The following is a 14,835-nucleotide window of genomic DNA, read 5'->3' on the forward strand; positions in this document are numbered from 1 at the left end:
AGACATGTAATAACCGCCGCGGGCCCTCTGGCAGCGGAGATCGCGACCCGTTCCCGCAAGCAACAGAGCGGCGCTGACACCTGCCACACTGGACCGAATTCCCTTCTGGCGCTTAATTATTGACGCACTCCCAATACGAAGGAGATGGCGGCAGAAGTGCTCCGGCAACGCGCGATCCGGTCCCGCAGCCCATGCTGCGGCCGTCGCACCGTTCGGCAACACTGCTTTTCGGCCCCCAAACAAGGCCGATAAACGCTGTCGAGACGGCATAAACGGATTAGAAATGGGTAATGGCTCGATTCGATGATCACCGGCGCCAGGCTCACGAGGGACCGGAGCGATATGCCCGCGGGTAGGAACGGCACGACGGGCCATACCCAGGCGCTCGGCACCGCCGACCGACTGGACGGGCCGTGGCAGTCGTCAGTGCGCGAGTCGGTGTTGTCGGCGGTCTCCGAGTTCCTCGACTCCCGTTGTGCGCAATCGCTGCCCGGCAGCCGCGTCGACATCGCCGAAAACGTGCTGCGGTCACTGCTTGCGGACGGAAAGTGTCTGCGCTCGACGTTCCTTTATCTCGGCTGGCTCGCGGGCGCCCACCCTGAATCGGCCGCGATCAGAGCGGCGGCGAGCCTGGAGTTCCTGCACGCGTTCGCGTTGATGCAGGACGACGTGATGGACGGGTCACCTATGCGCCGCGGGCGGGCCAGCGCGCACCGAGCTTTTGAAGACTGGCACCACCGCCGCAGGCTGCCCGGATCTTCGGCGAGGTTCGGCGAATCGGCCGCCATTCTGCTGGGCGATCTGTGCCTGGTCTGGGCCGAGCAGATGCTGCGTGAGAGCGGGCTGGCCGACGATGTCCTTGCCAGGGCCTGGCCGCGCTATGACGCGATGCGCACAGAACTCGCGGTGGGACAGTTCGCCGACCTGGTCAACGACACATCGGTGTTCCCGTCGCTCGACGACGTCCTCGACGTCGCGAGGCGCAAGTCCGGCAACTACACCGTGCGGCGGCCGCTGGAGATCGGCGCGGCACTGTCCGGGTGCGACGAGCCGACGGTCAGCGCGCTCGGGGATTACGGCGTCGCGGTCGGGGAGGCGTTCCAGCTGCGCGACGACCTGCTAGGAGTGTTCGGCCAGCCCGAGACGACCGGTAAGCCGTCTGGATCTGATCTTGCCGCGCGCAAGGCGACTACGGTTGTGGTGGCGGCGTATCAGTTGGGCAGCAGCTCACAGCGACGTCATCTGGAGCAGTTGATGACCAGCACGGATCTCCGTGACGACGACATCACACGTTGGCAGTGCCTGATCGCCGAGATCGGGACCGTGGAATGGATGGAACAGTTGATCGACCGACGCCTCGCGTGGGCCCTGCACCGCCTCGACAGCGTCTCGCTGGACGGCGGCGTCCGATCGGCGCTGGCCTCGATGGCCGCCGCATGCACCGAGCGGGTGGCCTGATGCGCACCGTCACGGGCGCGACCGACCGGGTGGTCGTCGTCGGCGCCGGCCTGGCGGGCCTGTCCGCCGCGCTGCACCTCGCCGGACGTGGACGGCAGGTGACGGTCGTGGAGCGCGGCGCGCACCCTGGGGGCCGGGTCGGCCGGGCCGACATCTCCGGGTATCGGCTCGACACCGGGCCGACGGTGCTGACGATGCCCGACATCCTCGACGAGACGTTCGCCGCCGTCGGCGAGTCGACGTCGTCACGGCTGGACCTGCAACCGGTGCTGCCCGCCTACCGCGGCTTGTTCGCCGACGGCAGCAGCATCGACGTCCATCCCGACGCCGAGGCCATGACCGCCGAGATCGCGCGCTTCGCGGGGCCGAAGGAGGCGCAGGGCTATGCCGAACTCCGCCGCTGGCTGACGCGGCTCTACCAGATCGAGTTCGACGGCTTCATCAACGCCAACTTCGACTCCCCGCTGTCGCTGCTCACGCCTCAGCTTGCGAAGCTGGCCGCGATCGGCGGCTTCCGCGGTTGGGAGCCGATGGTGCGGCGCTTCCTGTCCGATGAGCGGCTGCTGCGGGTGTTCACGTTTCAGGCGCTCTACGTCGGGGTGCCCCCCAAGCGCGCATTGGCCGCGTACGCGGTGATCGCCTACATGGACACGGTGTCGGGCGTGTACTTCCCCCGCGGGGGAATGCGAGCGCTGCCCGACGCGATGGCTGCCGCCGCGGCGGACGCCGGCGTCGAATTCCACTACAACGCATCCGTTTCCGCCCTTGAACGATCGGGTTCGCGGGTGACGGCGGTCCGCACCGTCAACGGTGAGCGGTTCCCCGCCGACGCCGTGATCCTGACCACCGAACTGCCCGACACCTACCGGCTCCTCGGCCGGACACCACGCCGTCTGGTCAAGTTGCGGCCCGCCCCGTCGGCCGTGGTGGCGCATGTCGGATGCCGCGCAGCCCCCACCGAGTCCGACCCGTCGCACCACACGATCCTCTTCGGGGACGCGTGGGACCGGACCTTCGATGAGATCATCGATCAGGGCCGGCCGATGGTCGACCCGTCGCTGCTGGTGACCCGGCCGACGCTCGGCGATCCCACGCTCGCACCGGACGGTCGGGAGCTGCTCTACGTTCTCGCTCCGGCGCCCAACACCGATGTGGGACACAAAGACTGGGACGCAGACCGCGACGATTACACCGACCACATGCTCGAGACCGTCACCGCTCGCCTGCCGCACCTCGGCCAGGATGCCGAACTCCTGCACGTCGTGACGCCCCAGGATTGGGCCCGGCAGGGCATGGCGTCGGGCACGCCGTTCGCGCTGGCGCACACCTTCGGGCAGACGGGCCCCTTCCGGCCGGGAAACACCGTGCGCGGAATCGACAACGCGGTGCTCGCCGGTTCCTCCACGGTGCCAGGAGTCGGGATACCCACCGCGATCGTGTCGGGACGCCTCGCCGCGGACCGCGTCACCGGGGCCGCGACCCGCAAGCAGCCACAAGTAATGTCGCAATGATCGGAGCAACGATGATCAGCTCGGAACTGGACGCCGCGGGCGTCCACGATGTGGCACTCAGAGAGTCCTACCAAAAGTGCCGCGCGATCAACGCGCAGCACGGCCGAACGTTCTTCCTGGCGACGCGCCTGCTTGCTCCCGAGCAGCGCCCTGCCGTGCATGCCCTGTACGGCTTTGCCCGGCGCGCCGACGACGTCCTCGACCAATTCGACTCGCGCACAACAGCAGAGCGCGCGGACGAGCTACAGGGCCTGTCAACCGCCCTGTTCACCCGGATGGTTGAGAACCAGCCGAGCGGGGACGATCCGACGTTGGACGCCGTCGTGCACACGGCGCGCAAGTACGACCTCGACTGGCAGCTGTTCGACGACTTCCTCGCGTCGATGCGGATGGACCTGACCGTCACCGATTACCCGGACCGGGCCGCGCTGGATCGCTACATGTACGGTTCGGCCGAGGTGATCGGGCTGCAGATGCTGCCGATCCTCGGCACCGTCGTTCCCCGTGAGGAAGCGGCACCCCACGCCGCAGCCCTCGGAAAAGCGTTCCAGCTCACCAACTTCATTCGCGACATCGATGAGGACCTGACGCGCGGCCGGGTGTACCTGCCCGCGGACGAGCTCGCAGCGCACGGTGTGGACCGCGACGTGCTGACCTGGTGCCAGAAGAATCGGCGCACCGACCAGCGCCTGCGAGCGGCACTCGTCGAACAGCTCGCGATCACCCGCACCGTCTACCGCAGTGCCGAGCCCGGGATAGCGATGTTGGCGCCGAAGTCCCGCCCGTGCATCAGCGCCGCCCTGACGCTGTACTCCGGAATCCTGAAGCGCATCGAGGACATCGATTACGCCGTGTTCGCCCAGCGTGCCACCGTATCGATCCCGCGACGCCTCCGGGTCGCGTCGGTGGGCCTGGCGAAGGCGCTGCGCGCACGGGCTCGCCGCCAGGAGGTGTAGCGAACATCGAGCGCTACGAGTACCTGCTCCTGATGGTCGGGTGCCTCCTCCTCACCGGCCCACTGGAGGTGCTCGGCGACGGTGTCTACCGCCAGGCAAGAAGGACGGCGGCCGCAATCATCCCGGTGGCGCTCGTCTTCATCGTGTGGGACTTGATCGCGATCGCCGGTGAGGTGTGGACGTACAACCCGCGCTACGTGTCAGGCCTCGGCATCGGCGCCCTGCCGCTGGAGGAGCTCGTCTTCTTCCTGGTCGTCCCGCTGTGCGGACTGCTCACCTATTCGGCGGTGAGCACCATCCTCGGCTGGCTGTCGCGCAGGCGGCCCGTCCGTGGGGTGAGCCGATGACGGGCCTCGGCTACACCGTGCCCGCGATCGTCGCCGTGCTGGTGATCCTCGTTTGGGAGCTGCGTGTATTGCGCACCGGGTTGTTCCGCCGACCTGCCTACTGGATCTCGATGGCGATTGTGCTCGCCTTCCAGGTGCCCGTGGACGGGTGGCTGACCAAGCTCAGCGCGCCGATCGTCGTGTACAACGAGCAACACTCGACCGGCATCAGGTTTCCCTGGGATATTCCCGTCGAAGACTTTCTTTTCGGGTGGGCAATGGTGACCGCGGTGCTCCTTCTGTGGGTCCGCGGCGGCGACAGACAGGAACGAAAAACAGTATGAGTCTCCGACGTTACGACGTACCCGACGCGTTCGACTCGGGCGCGGAGTCCTATGACGGGCTCGTCGGGGCCAACCCCGGATACCACGAGCATCTGCAGCTTTCGGCGCGTCGGATGGGATTGCCCGACGGCGGCCGGGGGCTGCGCCTCCTAGATATCGGCTGTGGCACAGGGGCTTCGACGGCGGCCCTGCTGAAGGCTGCACCGCACGCCGAGATCGTGGCGGTCGACGGGTCGGCGGGCATGCTGGAGCAGGCGCGGCGGAAGTCGTGGCCTGCGACGGTGACGTTCGTCCACAGCCGCGCGGAGAATCTCGCCGAAGCCGGTGTGAGCGGCCCGTTTGACGGCATCCTCGCGGCCTATCTGGTGCGCAACCTCAGCGATCCAGACCCCGTGTTGCGTACCCTGCTGTCACTGCTGCGGCCCGGTGGCGTCTTCGCGGCCCACGAATACTCCGTGCGTGACTCGCGCCTCGCCCGGGCGATCTGGAATGCGGTGGCTACGACGGTCATCATCCCCCTCGGACGTCTTCGCGACGGCGACGGCGCTCTCTACCGCTACCTACGTCGAAGCGTGAACGAGTTCGACGGTGCCGCAGAGTTCCGGGAACGGTTGCAGCGCATCGGGTTCGCCGATGTGCACAGTGAAACCGTTTCGGGGTGGCAGCGCAACATCGTGCACACATTCCTCGCGCGGGCGCCGCGGTGACCGATCCCCGCCGGGTCCGCCACCCCGCCAAGCCGGGGCTGCCAGAGGCGACCGGTCTTCCGACGCGGCCGCGTGCCGCCGTCGTCGGAGGTGGAATCGCCGGCCTGTCCGCCGCCGCCGCGCTGGCCGAACGCGGTGTCGCGGTGGACCTGTTCGAAAGGGAGACCTACCTCGGCGGCCGGGTGGGCGGATGGTCCGAGCCCGACTCCGGCGGCTCATCCCTTGCCATGAACCGAGGCTTCCACGCGTTCTTCCGCCAGTACTACAACCTGCGTAACCTGTTGCGCCGCATCGATCCCGACCTCGGAATGCTGGCGCCGCTCGACGACTACCCCCTCGTCGACGCCGAAGGACGCCGGGACACCTTCCGCGGCCTGCCCAGCACTCCGCCGCTCAACGCGATCATGTTCGCGCTGCGCAGCCCCACTTTTCGGCTGCGTGATCTGATACGTCTGGATGCCCGCGCCGCCGCGCCGCTGGCCGAGGTCTCCGTTCCGCGGACCTACGAGGAACTCGACGACCTGGACGCAGAAACCTTCCTGCACAACATCAACTTTCCGCCGGCCGCCCAGCACCTGGCCTTCGAGGTGTTCTCCCGAAGTTTCTTCACCCGGCCGGCCGCTTTGTCGGCGGCCGAGCTCGCCACGATGTTCCACATTTATTTCCTCGGCTCCAGTGAAGGGCTGGTGTTTGATGTCGCCACATCGAACTTCGATGTGGCGCTGTGGAATCCGCTGTGCGAGTATCTGCAGAATCTGGGCGTGCGTGTGCACCTGGGCACTGCCGTGCAGAGTGTTTCGCACAAGGATGACGGCTTCACCGTCTCCGTCGCGTCCGGTGCGTCCGTCCATGCCGACGGGGTCGTGCTGGCTGCTGACGTCCCCGCGTTGAAATCCATCGTCGCGAACTCTGTCAATATCGGCGATTCCGAGTGGCGCGCCCGAGTCGAGCGGCTGGGCACGGCTGCCCCGTTCGTCGTGCAGCGCCTCTGGCTGGACCGGCCCGTGCGCTCGGATCGGCCCGCGTTCCTGGGCACCGGTGGACTGCCGCCGCTGGACAACATCAGCGTTCTCGACAGATATGAACGGGAAGCCTCGGCGTGGGCGCACCGAACCGGCGGATCAGTGGTCGAGCTTCACGCGTACTCGGTGTCCGAAGACACCCCGCAACTGCGTCGCGACATGCTGGGCAGGCTGCACGAGCTGTATCCGGAGACCGCATCGGCGTCGATCGTCACTGAAAAGACGCTCACCCGCGAAGACTGTCCCCGCCTGGGACCCGGCGACTTCGCGACGAGACCGACAGTACGAACGTCGACTCCCGGACTCGCGCTCGCCGGGGACGGTATCCGCATCGACCTGCCGGTGGCGTTGATGGAGCGGGCCGCCACCACCGGGGTCGCGGCTGCCAACGTCCTGCTCGACCGATTCGGCGTGAGAGGGCACGATATGTACACCGTGCCGGTACGCGGACGGTCACCCGTGCTGCGGCACCTCGCAGGTCGCGTGGAAAGGCGGACATCGCGATGAGTCTTCTGAGCCGGCTGACGGCATCGGTCAGCAAGGCCTCGCCGTTGGAGCTGCTGCCGCGCACCGCGTGGGCACGGCAGACGCCGACCTACCGTCAGGCGTCCCCCGAGGTGATCGCCGCAGCACTTGCCCGCTCCCAGGCCCGTCCGAGCGGCAACTGGTTCGTCGTGGCAGCCAGCGCCGATGTCACATCGAAACCGTTCGCGGCCACCGTGGCAGGTGCCGAGCTCGTCTGCTGGCGCGACACCGACGGCAAGGTGCGCATCGGGCCTGCGAGGTGCCCCCACCTCGGGGCGGATCTGTGCACGGGGACCGTGGACCGCGGACACCTCGTGTGCCCGTGGCACGGGCTACGGCTGACGGGCCGGTCGCGCCCCGACTGGCCCGCCGTGCCCGCGTTCGATGACGGCGTGCTGATCTGGGCCCGCCTCGACCGCGTTGGTGGCGAGACCCCCACGCCGGAACCGATCCTGCCGGTCCGGCCCGACGGAGCGCAGATCGCGGCCGTCACCCAGCTCACGGGTGCCTGCGAGGCCGCCGACATCGTCGCCAACCGGATGGACCCGTGGCACGGTGCCTGGTTCCATCCGTACTCGTTCACCCGCCTGGAGGTGCTCAGCGCACCACCGGAGTCACCGGACGTACCCGAGGAGCTGGATCGGTTTCTCGTCGCGGTGACCTTTCGGCTCGGCCGGCTCGGCGTACCTGTCATCGCCGAATTCACCAGCCCCGAGCCACGCACTCTCGTGATGCGAATCGTCGAAGGCGAAGGCGCCGGCAGCGTCGTCGAAACTCATGCCACTCCAACAGGTTACGGGTCTGACGGGCAGCCCCGCAGCACCGTCACCGAAGCGGTGATCGCGCATTCGGATCGATCCGGCTTCGCCCGGGCCATTCCAGCCGCGCCGTTGATCAAGCCGTTCATGAAGCATGCCGCCAACCGGCTCTGGCGCGACGACCTGCTCTATGCGGAGCGCTTGCACACCGTGCGGCGCCAGGACGCCGACGGGACGGCCCATCTTCTCGCGCCCGCGGACGAGCCCGCCAACTGAGGGGCCTTCAGGCGGCGACGAGGGCGTCGACGGCCTGCGGGTCGAGCACGTGGTCGAGCACCATCATCGCGCTGCCGATGACTCCGCCCCTGTCGCCGAATTCGGCCGGGACGATTTCGAGAGCCCGCGTTGCGAGCGTGGTTGCGTTGCCGTACAACGTCTCTCGCAGGCCGGCGACGAAGATGTCGTAGGCTCCGGCCACGTCACCGCCGACCACCAGCGCTGCGGGGTTGAGCAAGTTCACGGCCGCGGCGAGCACCTCGCCGACGTGCCGCCCGCTGTCACGAATCAGCCTGCGCGCCAGCGCATCTCCACTGTGGGCTAACGCGACGATGTCCCGCAGATTCTGCACCGCCCTGCCCTCGTCCCCGAGAAGGCGCGTCAGCGCCCAGCCACCCGCGACGGTCTCAAGACAGCCGACATCACCACATCGGCAGGCGCGGCCGTCTGCCGCGGAGGTCTTGTTGTGGCCGAATTCGCCGGCGGCTCCCATGGCGCCACACTGCAACGCGCCACCGGAGATGATGCCCGCGCCCAGCCCGGTGGACACCTTGATAGCCAGCACGTCGTCGAAGCCGCGACCGGCTCCTGCGCGCCATTCGGCGAGGGCGATGACGTTGGCGTCGTTGCCGAGTACGACCGGCGCGTCGGTGAGCTCACGGAAGTACGGGATCAGCGGAGCGCCGTCCCATCCGCTGAGCACCGGGGTGTCGACACTGCTGCCCCGTAGTTGGTCCACCGTGCCGGGGAGGCTGAGTCCGACACCGAAGACCTGATCACCACGAAGCCCCGCCTCGGCGAGCAGCGCGCCGAGGCGCATGACGACCTTGGGCATCAGATCTCCCGGCGCAAGCCCGGGCTCCTGGTCGACGTCGGCGGCCACCAGGACGTCGCCGGCCAGGTTGCACACCGCCAGGCGGGTCCGACTTCCGCCGATGGCCACCGCCAGCACCGCGCCCGCGCCGGCGTTGAAGCTCACCAGCGCGGCGGGGCGGCCGCCGGTCGAGGGCGCCTGCTCGTGCTCGACGATCAACCCGCGGGACGTGAGTTCCCTCACCCTGGCCGTCACTGCCGTTCGCGACAAACCTGTGAGTTTGCCAATCTCGGTGCGCGTCAGGTCCCGCTTCTTCCTGATCAGGGCGTAAAGCTCTCCCACCGAGATTGCTGACGGAGTCCTGAACAAGGCCATGTCCGGAGCGTAACCCCGGTTACTTATGTATTTCAAGTACGTAAGTCGCATTGAGAAGTACCTAAAGCGCGTCTACCGTCGACAACATGAAAGAACCGAGATCGCTGTTGGACGTCGCCCCGGTGATGCCCATCATCAGCGTGCACAGCGCATCCGAGGTGTCGGCTGCAGCGTCTGTCGCGCGCGCGATCAGCGACGCCGGTCTACCTCTCGTCCAGGTGGCTCTCGATGGCCCCCTGGCGCTGGAAGCCATCGCGCGCATCGTTGCGGAGGCCCCCGAGGTCATCGTGGGCGCAGGGGCGATCACCCACATCGAGCAGCCGGAGCTGGCCCGCGCGGCCGGCGCGGAGTTCCTCGTCGCCACCGAGAGCCCTGCCGCGTTGCGGAGCGCGATGTGCGCCACCGAGCTGCCCCACCTCCCGGGCGCCAAGACTGCCGACGAGGCCGCCGAGCTCGTGGCGAACGGCTACACCGACATGGTGCTGCATCCGGCTGCCGCCGCGGGCGGTGTACGGCATCTACGGACGCTGGCCGCATTCGTGCCCACCGCCCGGTTCTGCGTGTCCGGTGGCGTCACCGCCGCCGACCTGACGGGCTACCTCGCCGCCCCGAACGTCGGCTGCGTCAGCGCGGACTGGCTCGCTCCGACCGAGGCGGTGCGGCGCCGCGACTGGGAACGCGTTCGCAGGCTCGCCGACGTCGCCGTCAAGCTCAGCAAGCCGACCGTGACCGCAGTCCGAGCGCTATGACCGCGATCCTCGACCGCCCGTCCGGCCCCGTGTCGGTGGTGGCCCCCGATCCCGTCGTGCGCTGGCTCGCCGTCGTGGCACTCGCGCTCGGCGGATTCGGTATCGGCACGACCGAATTCGTGGCCATGGGACTGCTGCCCGACATCGCGATTGCTCTCGGAGTATCCGAACCCACCGCTGGGCACGTCATCTCGGCCTACGCCCTCGGCGTCGTGGTGGGTGCACCACTGATCGCGGCGCTCACGGCGCGGATGGCCCGGAGGAAACTTTTGCTCGCGCTGATGGCGTTGTTCACCATCGGCAACCTCGCCAGCATGGTGGCTCCGTCCTACGAGTCGCTGATCGCCGCGAGATTTCTCGCCGGCCTTCCGCACGGCGCGTACTTCGGTGTCGCGGCGCTCGCCGCCGCACATCTGATGGGCCCGCAGAACCGCGCCAAGGCCGTCGCACACGTCTTGACCGGGCTGACCGTCGCCACCGTGGTCGGCGTCCCGGTGGCATCCTGGCTGGGCCAATCTCTGGGGTGGCGGTCAGCTTTCGGCCTCGTGGTAGTCGTCGGCGTTCTGACGCTGGTTGCTCTGTGGTTCTGGTTACCGAACCAGTTGAAGGCCATCCGCGCCACCAGCCCGCTCACCGAACTGGGTGCGCTGCGCCGCCCCCAGGTGTGGCTCGCCCTGCTGGTCGGGATGATCGGGTTCGGCGGCATGTTCGCCGTCTACACGTACGTGACCACGACGATGACCGACGTCGCGGGCCTGTCGCGTTCGCTGGTTCCGTTGGCGCTCATGATGTTCGGCCTCGGGATGTTCTTCGGGAACCTGGTCGGCGGGCGGCTTGCCGACCGGTCGGTGGTCCGGGCGCTCTACCTGTCGATGGGCGCGTTGGCGACCATGCTCACCATCTTCGTGGTGGCCTCCCACAACCCGTGGACCGCGCTGCTGGTGCTCTTCGGCATCGGGCTGACCGGCTCCGCGGTCGGACCCGCACTGCAGACCCGGCTGATGGACGTCGCCCACGATGCCCAGACTCTGGCTGCGGCACTGAACCATTCAGCGCTCAACATCGGAAACGCGACAGGGGCCTGGGTCGGCGGCCTGGTGATCGCGGCGGGGTTCGGCTACACGGCTCCTGCCGCCGCCGGTGCGGCGCTCGCCCTCGCCGGGATCGCGATTCTCACCGTGTCGGTGGTGCTGCAGAGGCACAGCGACAACCGGTTCGCGCGCGATTAGCGGCGCTGGGTTGCGGGCATCCCCCACCATGGCCTTCAAACTCACGTATTCCGACGGACAAGAATCCCAGCACGACGATGACACCGCGTGGGAGATCGACGACGGTGTGCTCAAGCTGGGTCGCGAGAAGGGCAAGTGGTCGGTGTACCTGTCACCGAGCCACTGGGCCGTCCTCGAACTCGGCGGCGCGGCGTCCAACGACGAGAAGTCCGACGGCGAGAAGGACGACAGCGACAGCAAGGACGACAGCGACAAGGACGAAGACAAGAAGTCCGACGACAAGAAGTCCGACGACGAGAACAAGAAGGACGACGACTGACCCTTCACGTCTCCCGCGGACCTAGCGCTACAGTCAGCAGCGGGTTCGGACGAACAGACGAAGGGACTGCCGATGGGTAACGCCGACGCGATCCGGACCGAACGCGGGGATTGGATCAGCCGACATCTCGAGGAATATCTGAGCTCTGGCGGCACCCGCGGGCACATCATGGACCTCGCCGACGTCGGCGGCCGGGCGTTCACCACGCATTGCCTGATCAGGTTCCGCGGTCGCAACTCCGGCAAGACATACGTAAAACCTTTGATCTATGGCAATTTCGGCGGCGAGTTGGTCATCGTGGCGTCCAAAGGTGGCGCCGACAACCACCCCGAGTGGTACCTCAACATCCAGGCGAGCAGCTCGGTCGAGGTTCAGATCGCAACGCAGGCCTTCGCGGCGACGTGGCGTGAGCCGAGCGACGAGGAACGCCACGAAGTGTGGTCCTACATGACGCATCTCTATCCGCCCTACATCACGTATCAGCAGTCCACGAGTCGCCGGATTCCACTCGTGATGCTGGCGCTCGGCGAGCCCATCGACGTCTTCACTCCTTGAGCCTCTCCGTCGACGAGCTCGTCGTCGCCGATCCCGCGAATGCGTGGGCGCGGGCCGGCTTCGAGGTCGGGCCCGCCGATCGATGTCGTGTCGGACAGGTCGGTATTCGCCTGGTGGGGCGTGAGTCGGGCGACGGCATCGTCGGGTGGTCGCTCCGGGGGCTCCCGGCGGACAGTCCACCTGAAATGGACGGCATTCCCACCACGATGTCGGACTCAGACGCGCAACCCGCGGGTACGCACGCCAACGGCGTCGTCGCGATCGATCATGTGGTCCTGCTGTCTCCCGACCTCGTCCGAACCGTGGCGTCGCTCGGTGCCATCGGCGCGGCGCCGCGTCGGGAGCGTGACGCCGAACTCGGCGGCAGACCCATCCGGCAGATCTTCTTCCGGTTCGGCGAGGTGATCGTCGAGGTCGTCGGTTCGCCCGGGGTTGCCGGCGATGGGCCCTCGACACTGTGGGGCATCACGTTCACCGTGGCGGATATCGATGCCACTGCGGCCTTCCTTGGCGAGCACACCACGCCGGTCAAGGACGCCGTGCAGCCAGGTCGCCGGATCACCACACTGCGTCACCGCGACTTCGGAATGTCGGTCCGGACGGCGTTCATCTCCTCGCCTATTCTCGGCACATGACCGACCGCGCCTCAGTCGATCACGACGTCGTGGTGATTCACACCGACGGCGGCTGCCGCCCCAATCCCGGACCAGGCGGATGGGGAGCCGTGCTGCGGCAACGCCACCATGTCCGCGAGATGTGCGGCGGTGAGGCCGGCTCGACGAGCAACAACCGGATGGAACTGACAGCGCCGATCATGGCGCTCGAGGCGCTCACCAGACCCGTGACGGTGCACCTGTACACGGACAGCACCTACGTCCGCAACGGCATCACGAAATGGGTGCTCGGGTGGGAACGCAACGGGTGGATGACGGCGGCGAAGCAGCCGGTGAAGAACGCCGATCTGTGGCGCCGGTTGCGCACGGCCTGTGCCCGCCACCAGGTCGAATGGTTCTGGGTGAAAGGGCACTCGGGGGTCGCCGACAACGAACTCGCCGATGTGCTGGCAACCCGCGGACTGCAACAGGCGATGGGCGCATCCGCCCCGTAAATAACTATTGACTTATATAAGTCAGCGGTTTTAATCTTAGTCGTGCACGCGTTCGACGTCCTGGGTGATCCGGTGCGACGCCGGATCCTCGAGCTGCTCGCACAGGGCGAGCAGTCCGCAGGGGCGCTCACCGCGGCGATCCAGGAGGAATTTTCGATCACCCAACCCGCGGTCTCGCAACATCTGAAGGTGTTGCGAGACAACGGTTTCACCACGGTGCGGCCCGAAGGGCAGCGGCGGATGTATGCGGTGGATCCGACAGCACTGCGCGACGTCGACGAGTGGCTGAACAACTTCCGCCGATTCTGGACGCCGCGCCTGGACGCGCTGTCCACCGAGATCGCCCGAGGCAAGCGACAGCGCCGTCCGGGCCCGCGCGACGACCACTGAAGGAGAACCACAGCATGGATGTCAGCCATCACGTCAACGCAGTCCAGCGGACGGTGGGGAGCCGGACCTTGGACGCTGGGGAGGCTCGCGTCGTCACGCTCAGCCGCAGCTATCCCACCGATGCCGCGGACCTTTGGGATGCGTGCACCAACGCCGAGCGACTGCCGAGATGGTTCGCCCCGGTGCATGGAGATCTCCGGTTGAACGGGACGTATCAGGTCGAGGGCAACGCATCCGGCACGATTCTGACGTGTGATCCGCCCCGAACCTTCACCGCCACATGGGAATTCGGCGGCGGCGTCAGCTGGATTGAGCTGACGATCATCGACGAAGGCCCGGAACAGGCGCGCATGCAACTCGACCACATCGCTGTGGCCGATGACGACATGTGGCCGCAGTACGGCCCGGGAGCCGTCGGCATCGGTTGGGATTTGGCGCTGCTCGGGCTCGCCATTCACCTGGGAACCGGCGCGGCCGTGCCCGACGAATTCAAGGAAGAGGAGTGGGCCACGACGGGCGAGGGGAGGAACTACATCCGCGACGCCGGCGAGGGCTGGTACGCAGCGCAGGTGGCCTCCGGCGAGGATGCCGGCGTGGCGCGCCGGTCCGCTGACAACTCGATCGCGTTCTTTCGCGGCGACCCACCTCCGTCAAGTGCGTCCTGATGCGGCATCGTTGATTCATGGCGGACGACCTGAAGCACATCGGAATCCTGCTGTTCCCCGGTGTCGAGGAACTCGATGCGATCGGACCGTGGGAAGTCCTGTCGTTCTGGACCAAGACGTGGCCCGAAGACGGCTGGCGGGTGTACACCTTCTCCCAATCGGGTGGTGAAGTGTTGTGCGCCAAGGGATTGACGGTTCACGCCGATTACAGCGACGCCAACCGTCCCGGCCTGGACGTGCTGATATACCCCGGCGGGCAGGGCACCCGACCGCAACTCAAGGACGAAGCGAGACTCGAGTGGGTCCGCCGCCGCCGAGACGACGGCACACTGATGACCAGCGTGTGCACAGGCTCGCTGGTGTATGCCGCAGCCGGCATTCTGCGCGGCCGTGCCGCCACCACGCATTGGAAGTCTCTCGATGTGCTCGCCGAGATCGATCCCACGATCGATGTGCGCGCCGAGGCGCGCTACGTCGACTGCGACGACACGATCACCTCCGCGGGTGTGTCCGCCGGTATCGATATGGCGCTGCACCTGGTCTCTCGTCTTGCCGGCGTGGGTCGCGCGCGTGAGGTTCGCCGCGGGATTCAATACGATCCCGAGCCGCCGGTGTGAGGTTCGCCGTCAGGCGGCTTGGTTGTCCGGTGGTGCGGGTCCGCCGGGTTCGCTTGGGTCGTCGGCGGGGGTAACACCATCCCCCTCGGCGCCTGAGTGGCCTTGGTCGACCTGCTCCTCGGTGGATCCCG

The 14,835-nt window shown here is 67.4% G+C and carries 18 protein-coding genes; 17 read left to right on the forward strand and 1 reads right to left on the reverse strand.

The annotated features are described in order from the left end of the window. Positions 1-342: 342 nt before the first annotated feature. Genes AWC12_RS29075 through AWC12_RS29110 form a run of 8 tightly spaced genes read left to right on the forward strand, consistent with a single transcriptional unit; the run spans position 343 to position 7,883 of the window. Entirely contained in the window at positions 343-1,458 is a 1,116-nt protein-coding gene (locus AWC12_RS29075) for a polyprenyl synthetase family protein (RefSeq protein ID WP_085178323.1), read from the forward strand. Beyond that, positions 1,458-2,969 (forward strand): phytoene desaturase family protein, encoded by a 1,512-nt coding sequence (gene crtI, locus AWC12_RS29080; protein ID WP_024448445.1) that lies wholly within the window; start codon positions 1,458-1,460, stop codon positions 2,967-2,969. Before AWC12_RS29075 ends, crtI begins: the two co-directional genes overlap by 1 nt. Positions 2,970-2,980: 11 nt before the next feature. After that, on the forward strand, positions 2,981-3,925 hold the full coding sequence (locus AWC12_RS29085; protein ID WP_024448446.1) for a phytoene/squalene synthase family protein: 945 nt from the start codon (positions 2,981-2,983) through the stop codon (positions 3,923-3,925). A gap of 5 nt (positions 3,926-3,930) precedes the next feature. Beyond that, positions 3,931-4,272, forward strand: coding sequence for a lycopene cyclase domain-containing protein (locus tag AWC12_RS29090; protein ID WP_024448447.1), 342 nt, complete (start codon positions 3,931-3,933; stop codon positions 4,270-4,272). After that, positions 4,269-4,595: a lycopene cyclase domain-containing protein gene (locus AWC12_RS29095; protein WP_024448448.1), complete on the forward strand. Its 327-nt coding sequence runs from the start codon at positions 4,269-4,271 to the stop codon at positions 4,593-4,595. Before AWC12_RS29090 ends, AWC12_RS29095 begins: the two co-directional genes overlap by 4 nt. Continuing rightward, positions 4,592-5,302 (forward strand): class I SAM-dependent methyltransferase, encoded by a 711-nt coding sequence (locus AWC12_RS29100; protein ID WP_085178315.1) that lies wholly within the window; start codon positions 4,592-4,594, stop codon positions 5,300-5,302. Before AWC12_RS29095 ends, AWC12_RS29100 begins: the two co-directional genes overlap by 4 nt. Further along, entirely contained in the window at positions 5,299-6,831 is a 1,533-nt protein-coding gene (locus AWC12_RS29105) for an FAD-dependent oxidoreductase (protein ID WP_085178316.1), read from the forward strand. Before AWC12_RS29100 ends, AWC12_RS29105 begins: the two co-directional genes overlap by 4 nt. Further along, a complete protein-coding gene (locus AWC12_RS29110) occupies positions 6,828-7,883 on the forward strand; it encodes a DUF5914 domain-containing protein (RefSeq protein WP_085178317.1) in 1,056 nt (351 codons plus the stop codon). Before AWC12_RS29105 ends, AWC12_RS29110 begins: the two co-directional genes overlap by 4 nt. Positions 7,884-7,890: 7 nt before the next feature. Here AWC12_RS29110 and AWC12_RS29115 read toward each other — a convergent pair whose 3' ends face one another. Further along, entirely contained in the window at positions 7,891-9,072 is a 1,182-nt protein-coding gene (locus AWC12_RS29115; protein WP_024448452.1) for an ROK family transcriptional regulator, read from the reverse strand. Between the two features lie 86 nt (positions 9,073-9,158). Between AWC12_RS29115 and AWC12_RS29120 the strand changes: the two genes are divergently transcribed. The 9 genes from AWC12_RS29120 to AWC12_RS29160 all read left to right on the forward strand — a co-directional run bounded on the left by AWC12_RS29120 (position 9,159) and on the right by AWC12_RS29160 (position 14,704). After that, the gene (locus AWC12_RS29120) at positions 9,159-9,821 is read left to right on the forward strand and encodes a beta/alpha barrel domain-containing protein (protein ID WP_085178318.1); all 663 of its coding nucleotides are present in this window, start codon (positions 9,159-9,161) and stop codon (positions 9,819-9,821) included. Next, complete coding sequence (locus tag AWC12_RS29125) at positions 9,818-11,050, forward strand: MFS transporter (RefSeq protein ID WP_024448454.1); 1,233 nt, start codon at positions 9,818-9,820, stop codon at positions 11,048-11,050. Before AWC12_RS29120 ends, AWC12_RS29125 begins: the two co-directional genes overlap by 4 nt. Before the next feature lie 28 nt (positions 11,051-11,078). Continuing rightward, positions 11,079-11,369, forward strand: a complete 291-nt coding sequence (locus tag AWC12_RS29130) for a hypothetical protein (RefSeq protein ID WP_024448455.1) — start codon at positions 11,079-11,081, stop codon at positions 11,367-11,369. A 72-nt stretch (positions 11,370-11,441) separates the two neighbouring features. Next, a complete protein-coding gene (locus tag AWC12_RS29135) occupies positions 11,442-11,924 on the forward strand; it encodes a nitroreductase/quinone reductase family protein (protein ID WP_024448456.1) in 483 nt (160 codons plus the stop codon). Next, entirely contained in the window at positions 11,921-12,559 is a 639-nt protein-coding gene (locus tag AWC12_RS29140; RefSeq protein WP_085178319.1) for a VOC family protein, read from the forward strand. The genes AWC12_RS29135 and AWC12_RS29140 overlap by 4 nt, the downstream gene beginning before the upstream one ends. Further along, the gene (gene rnhA / locus AWC12_RS29145; RefSeq protein WP_024448458.1) at positions 12,556-13,032 is read left to right on the forward strand and encodes a ribonuclease HI; all 477 of its coding nucleotides are present in this window, start codon (positions 12,556-12,558) and stop codon (positions 13,030-13,032) included. The genes AWC12_RS29140 and rnhA overlap by 4 nt, the downstream gene beginning before the upstream one ends. 42 nt (positions 13,033-13,074) lie before the next feature. Then, positions 13,075-13,422, forward strand: coding sequence for an ArsR/SmtB family transcription factor (locus tag AWC12_RS29150; RefSeq protein ID WP_024448459.1), 348 nt, complete (start codon positions 13,075-13,077; stop codon positions 13,420-13,422). Between the two features lie 14 nt (positions 13,423-13,436). Further along, positions 13,437-14,087, forward strand: coding sequence for an SRPBCC family protein (locus tag AWC12_RS29155; RefSeq protein ID WP_085178320.1), 651 nt, complete (start codon positions 13,437-13,439; stop codon positions 14,085-14,087). Between the two features lie 17 nt (positions 14,088-14,104). After that, entirely contained in the window at positions 14,105-14,704 is a 600-nt protein-coding gene (locus tag AWC12_RS29160; RefSeq protein ID WP_085178321.1) for a DJ-1/PfpI family protein, read from the forward strand. Positions 14,705-14,835 lie beyond the last annotated feature (131 nt).

The sequence above is a fragment of the Mycolicibacterium iranicum genome (genome assembly GCF_002101705.1).
Classification (GTDB): domain Bacteria; phylum Actinomycetota; class Actinomycetes; order Mycobacteriales; family Mycobacteriaceae; genus Mycobacterium; species Mycobacterium iranicum.

Bases quoted from the DNA above. Each gene is read 5' to 3' on its own strand.
- AWC12_RS29075 (WP_085178323.1), top strand. From the start codon at position 343: ATGCCCGCGGGTAGGAACGGCACGACGGGCCATACCCAGGCGCTCGGC.
- crtI (WP_024448445.1), top strand. From the start codon at position 1,458: ATGCGCACCGTCACGGGCGCGACCGACCGGGTGGTCGTCGTCGGCGCC.
- AWC12_RS29085 (WP_024448446.1), top strand. From the start codon at position 2,981: ATGATCAGCTCGGAACTGGACGCCGCGGGCGTCCACGATGTGGCACTC.
- AWC12_RS29095 (WP_024448448.1), top strand. From the start codon at position 4,269: ATGACGGGCCTCGGCTACACCGTGCCCGCGATCGTCGCCGTGCTGGTG.
- AWC12_RS29100 (WP_085178315.1), top strand. From the start codon at position 4,592: ATGAGTCTCCGACGTTACGACGTACCCGACGCGTTCGACTCGGGCGCG.
- AWC12_RS29110 (WP_085178317.1), top strand. From the start codon at position 6,828: ATGAGTCTTCTGAGCCGGCTGACGGCATCGGTCAGCAAGGCCTCGCCG.
- AWC12_RS29115 (WP_024448452.1), bottom strand. From the start codon at position 9,072: ATGGCCTTGTTCAGGACTCCGTCAGCAATCTCGGTGGGAGAGCTTTAC.
- AWC12_RS29120 (WP_085178318.1), top strand. From the start codon at position 9,159: ATGAAAGAACCGAGATCGCTGTTGGACGTCGCCCCGGTGATGCCCATC.
- AWC12_RS29125 (WP_024448454.1), top strand. From the start codon at position 9,818: ATGACCGCGATCCTCGACCGCCCGTCCGGCCCCGTGTCGGTGGTGGCC.
- AWC12_RS29130 (WP_024448455.1), top strand. From the start codon at position 11,079: ATGGCCTTCAAACTCACGTATTCCGACGGACAAGAATCCCAGCACGAC.
- AWC12_RS29135 (WP_024448456.1), top strand. From the start codon at position 11,442: ATGGGTAACGCCGACGCGATCCGGACCGAACGCGGGGATTGGATCAGC.
- rnhA (WP_024448458.1), top strand. From the start codon at position 12,556: ATGACCGACCGCGCCTCAGTCGATCACGACGTCGTGGTGATTCACACC.
- AWC12_RS29155 (WP_085178320.1), top strand. From the start codon at position 13,437: ATGGATGTCAGCCATCACGTCAACGCAGTCCAGCGGACGGTGGGGAGC.
- AWC12_RS29160 (WP_085178321.1), top strand. From the start codon at position 14,105: ATGGCGGACGACCTGAAGCACATCGGAATCCTGCTGTTCCCCGGTGTC.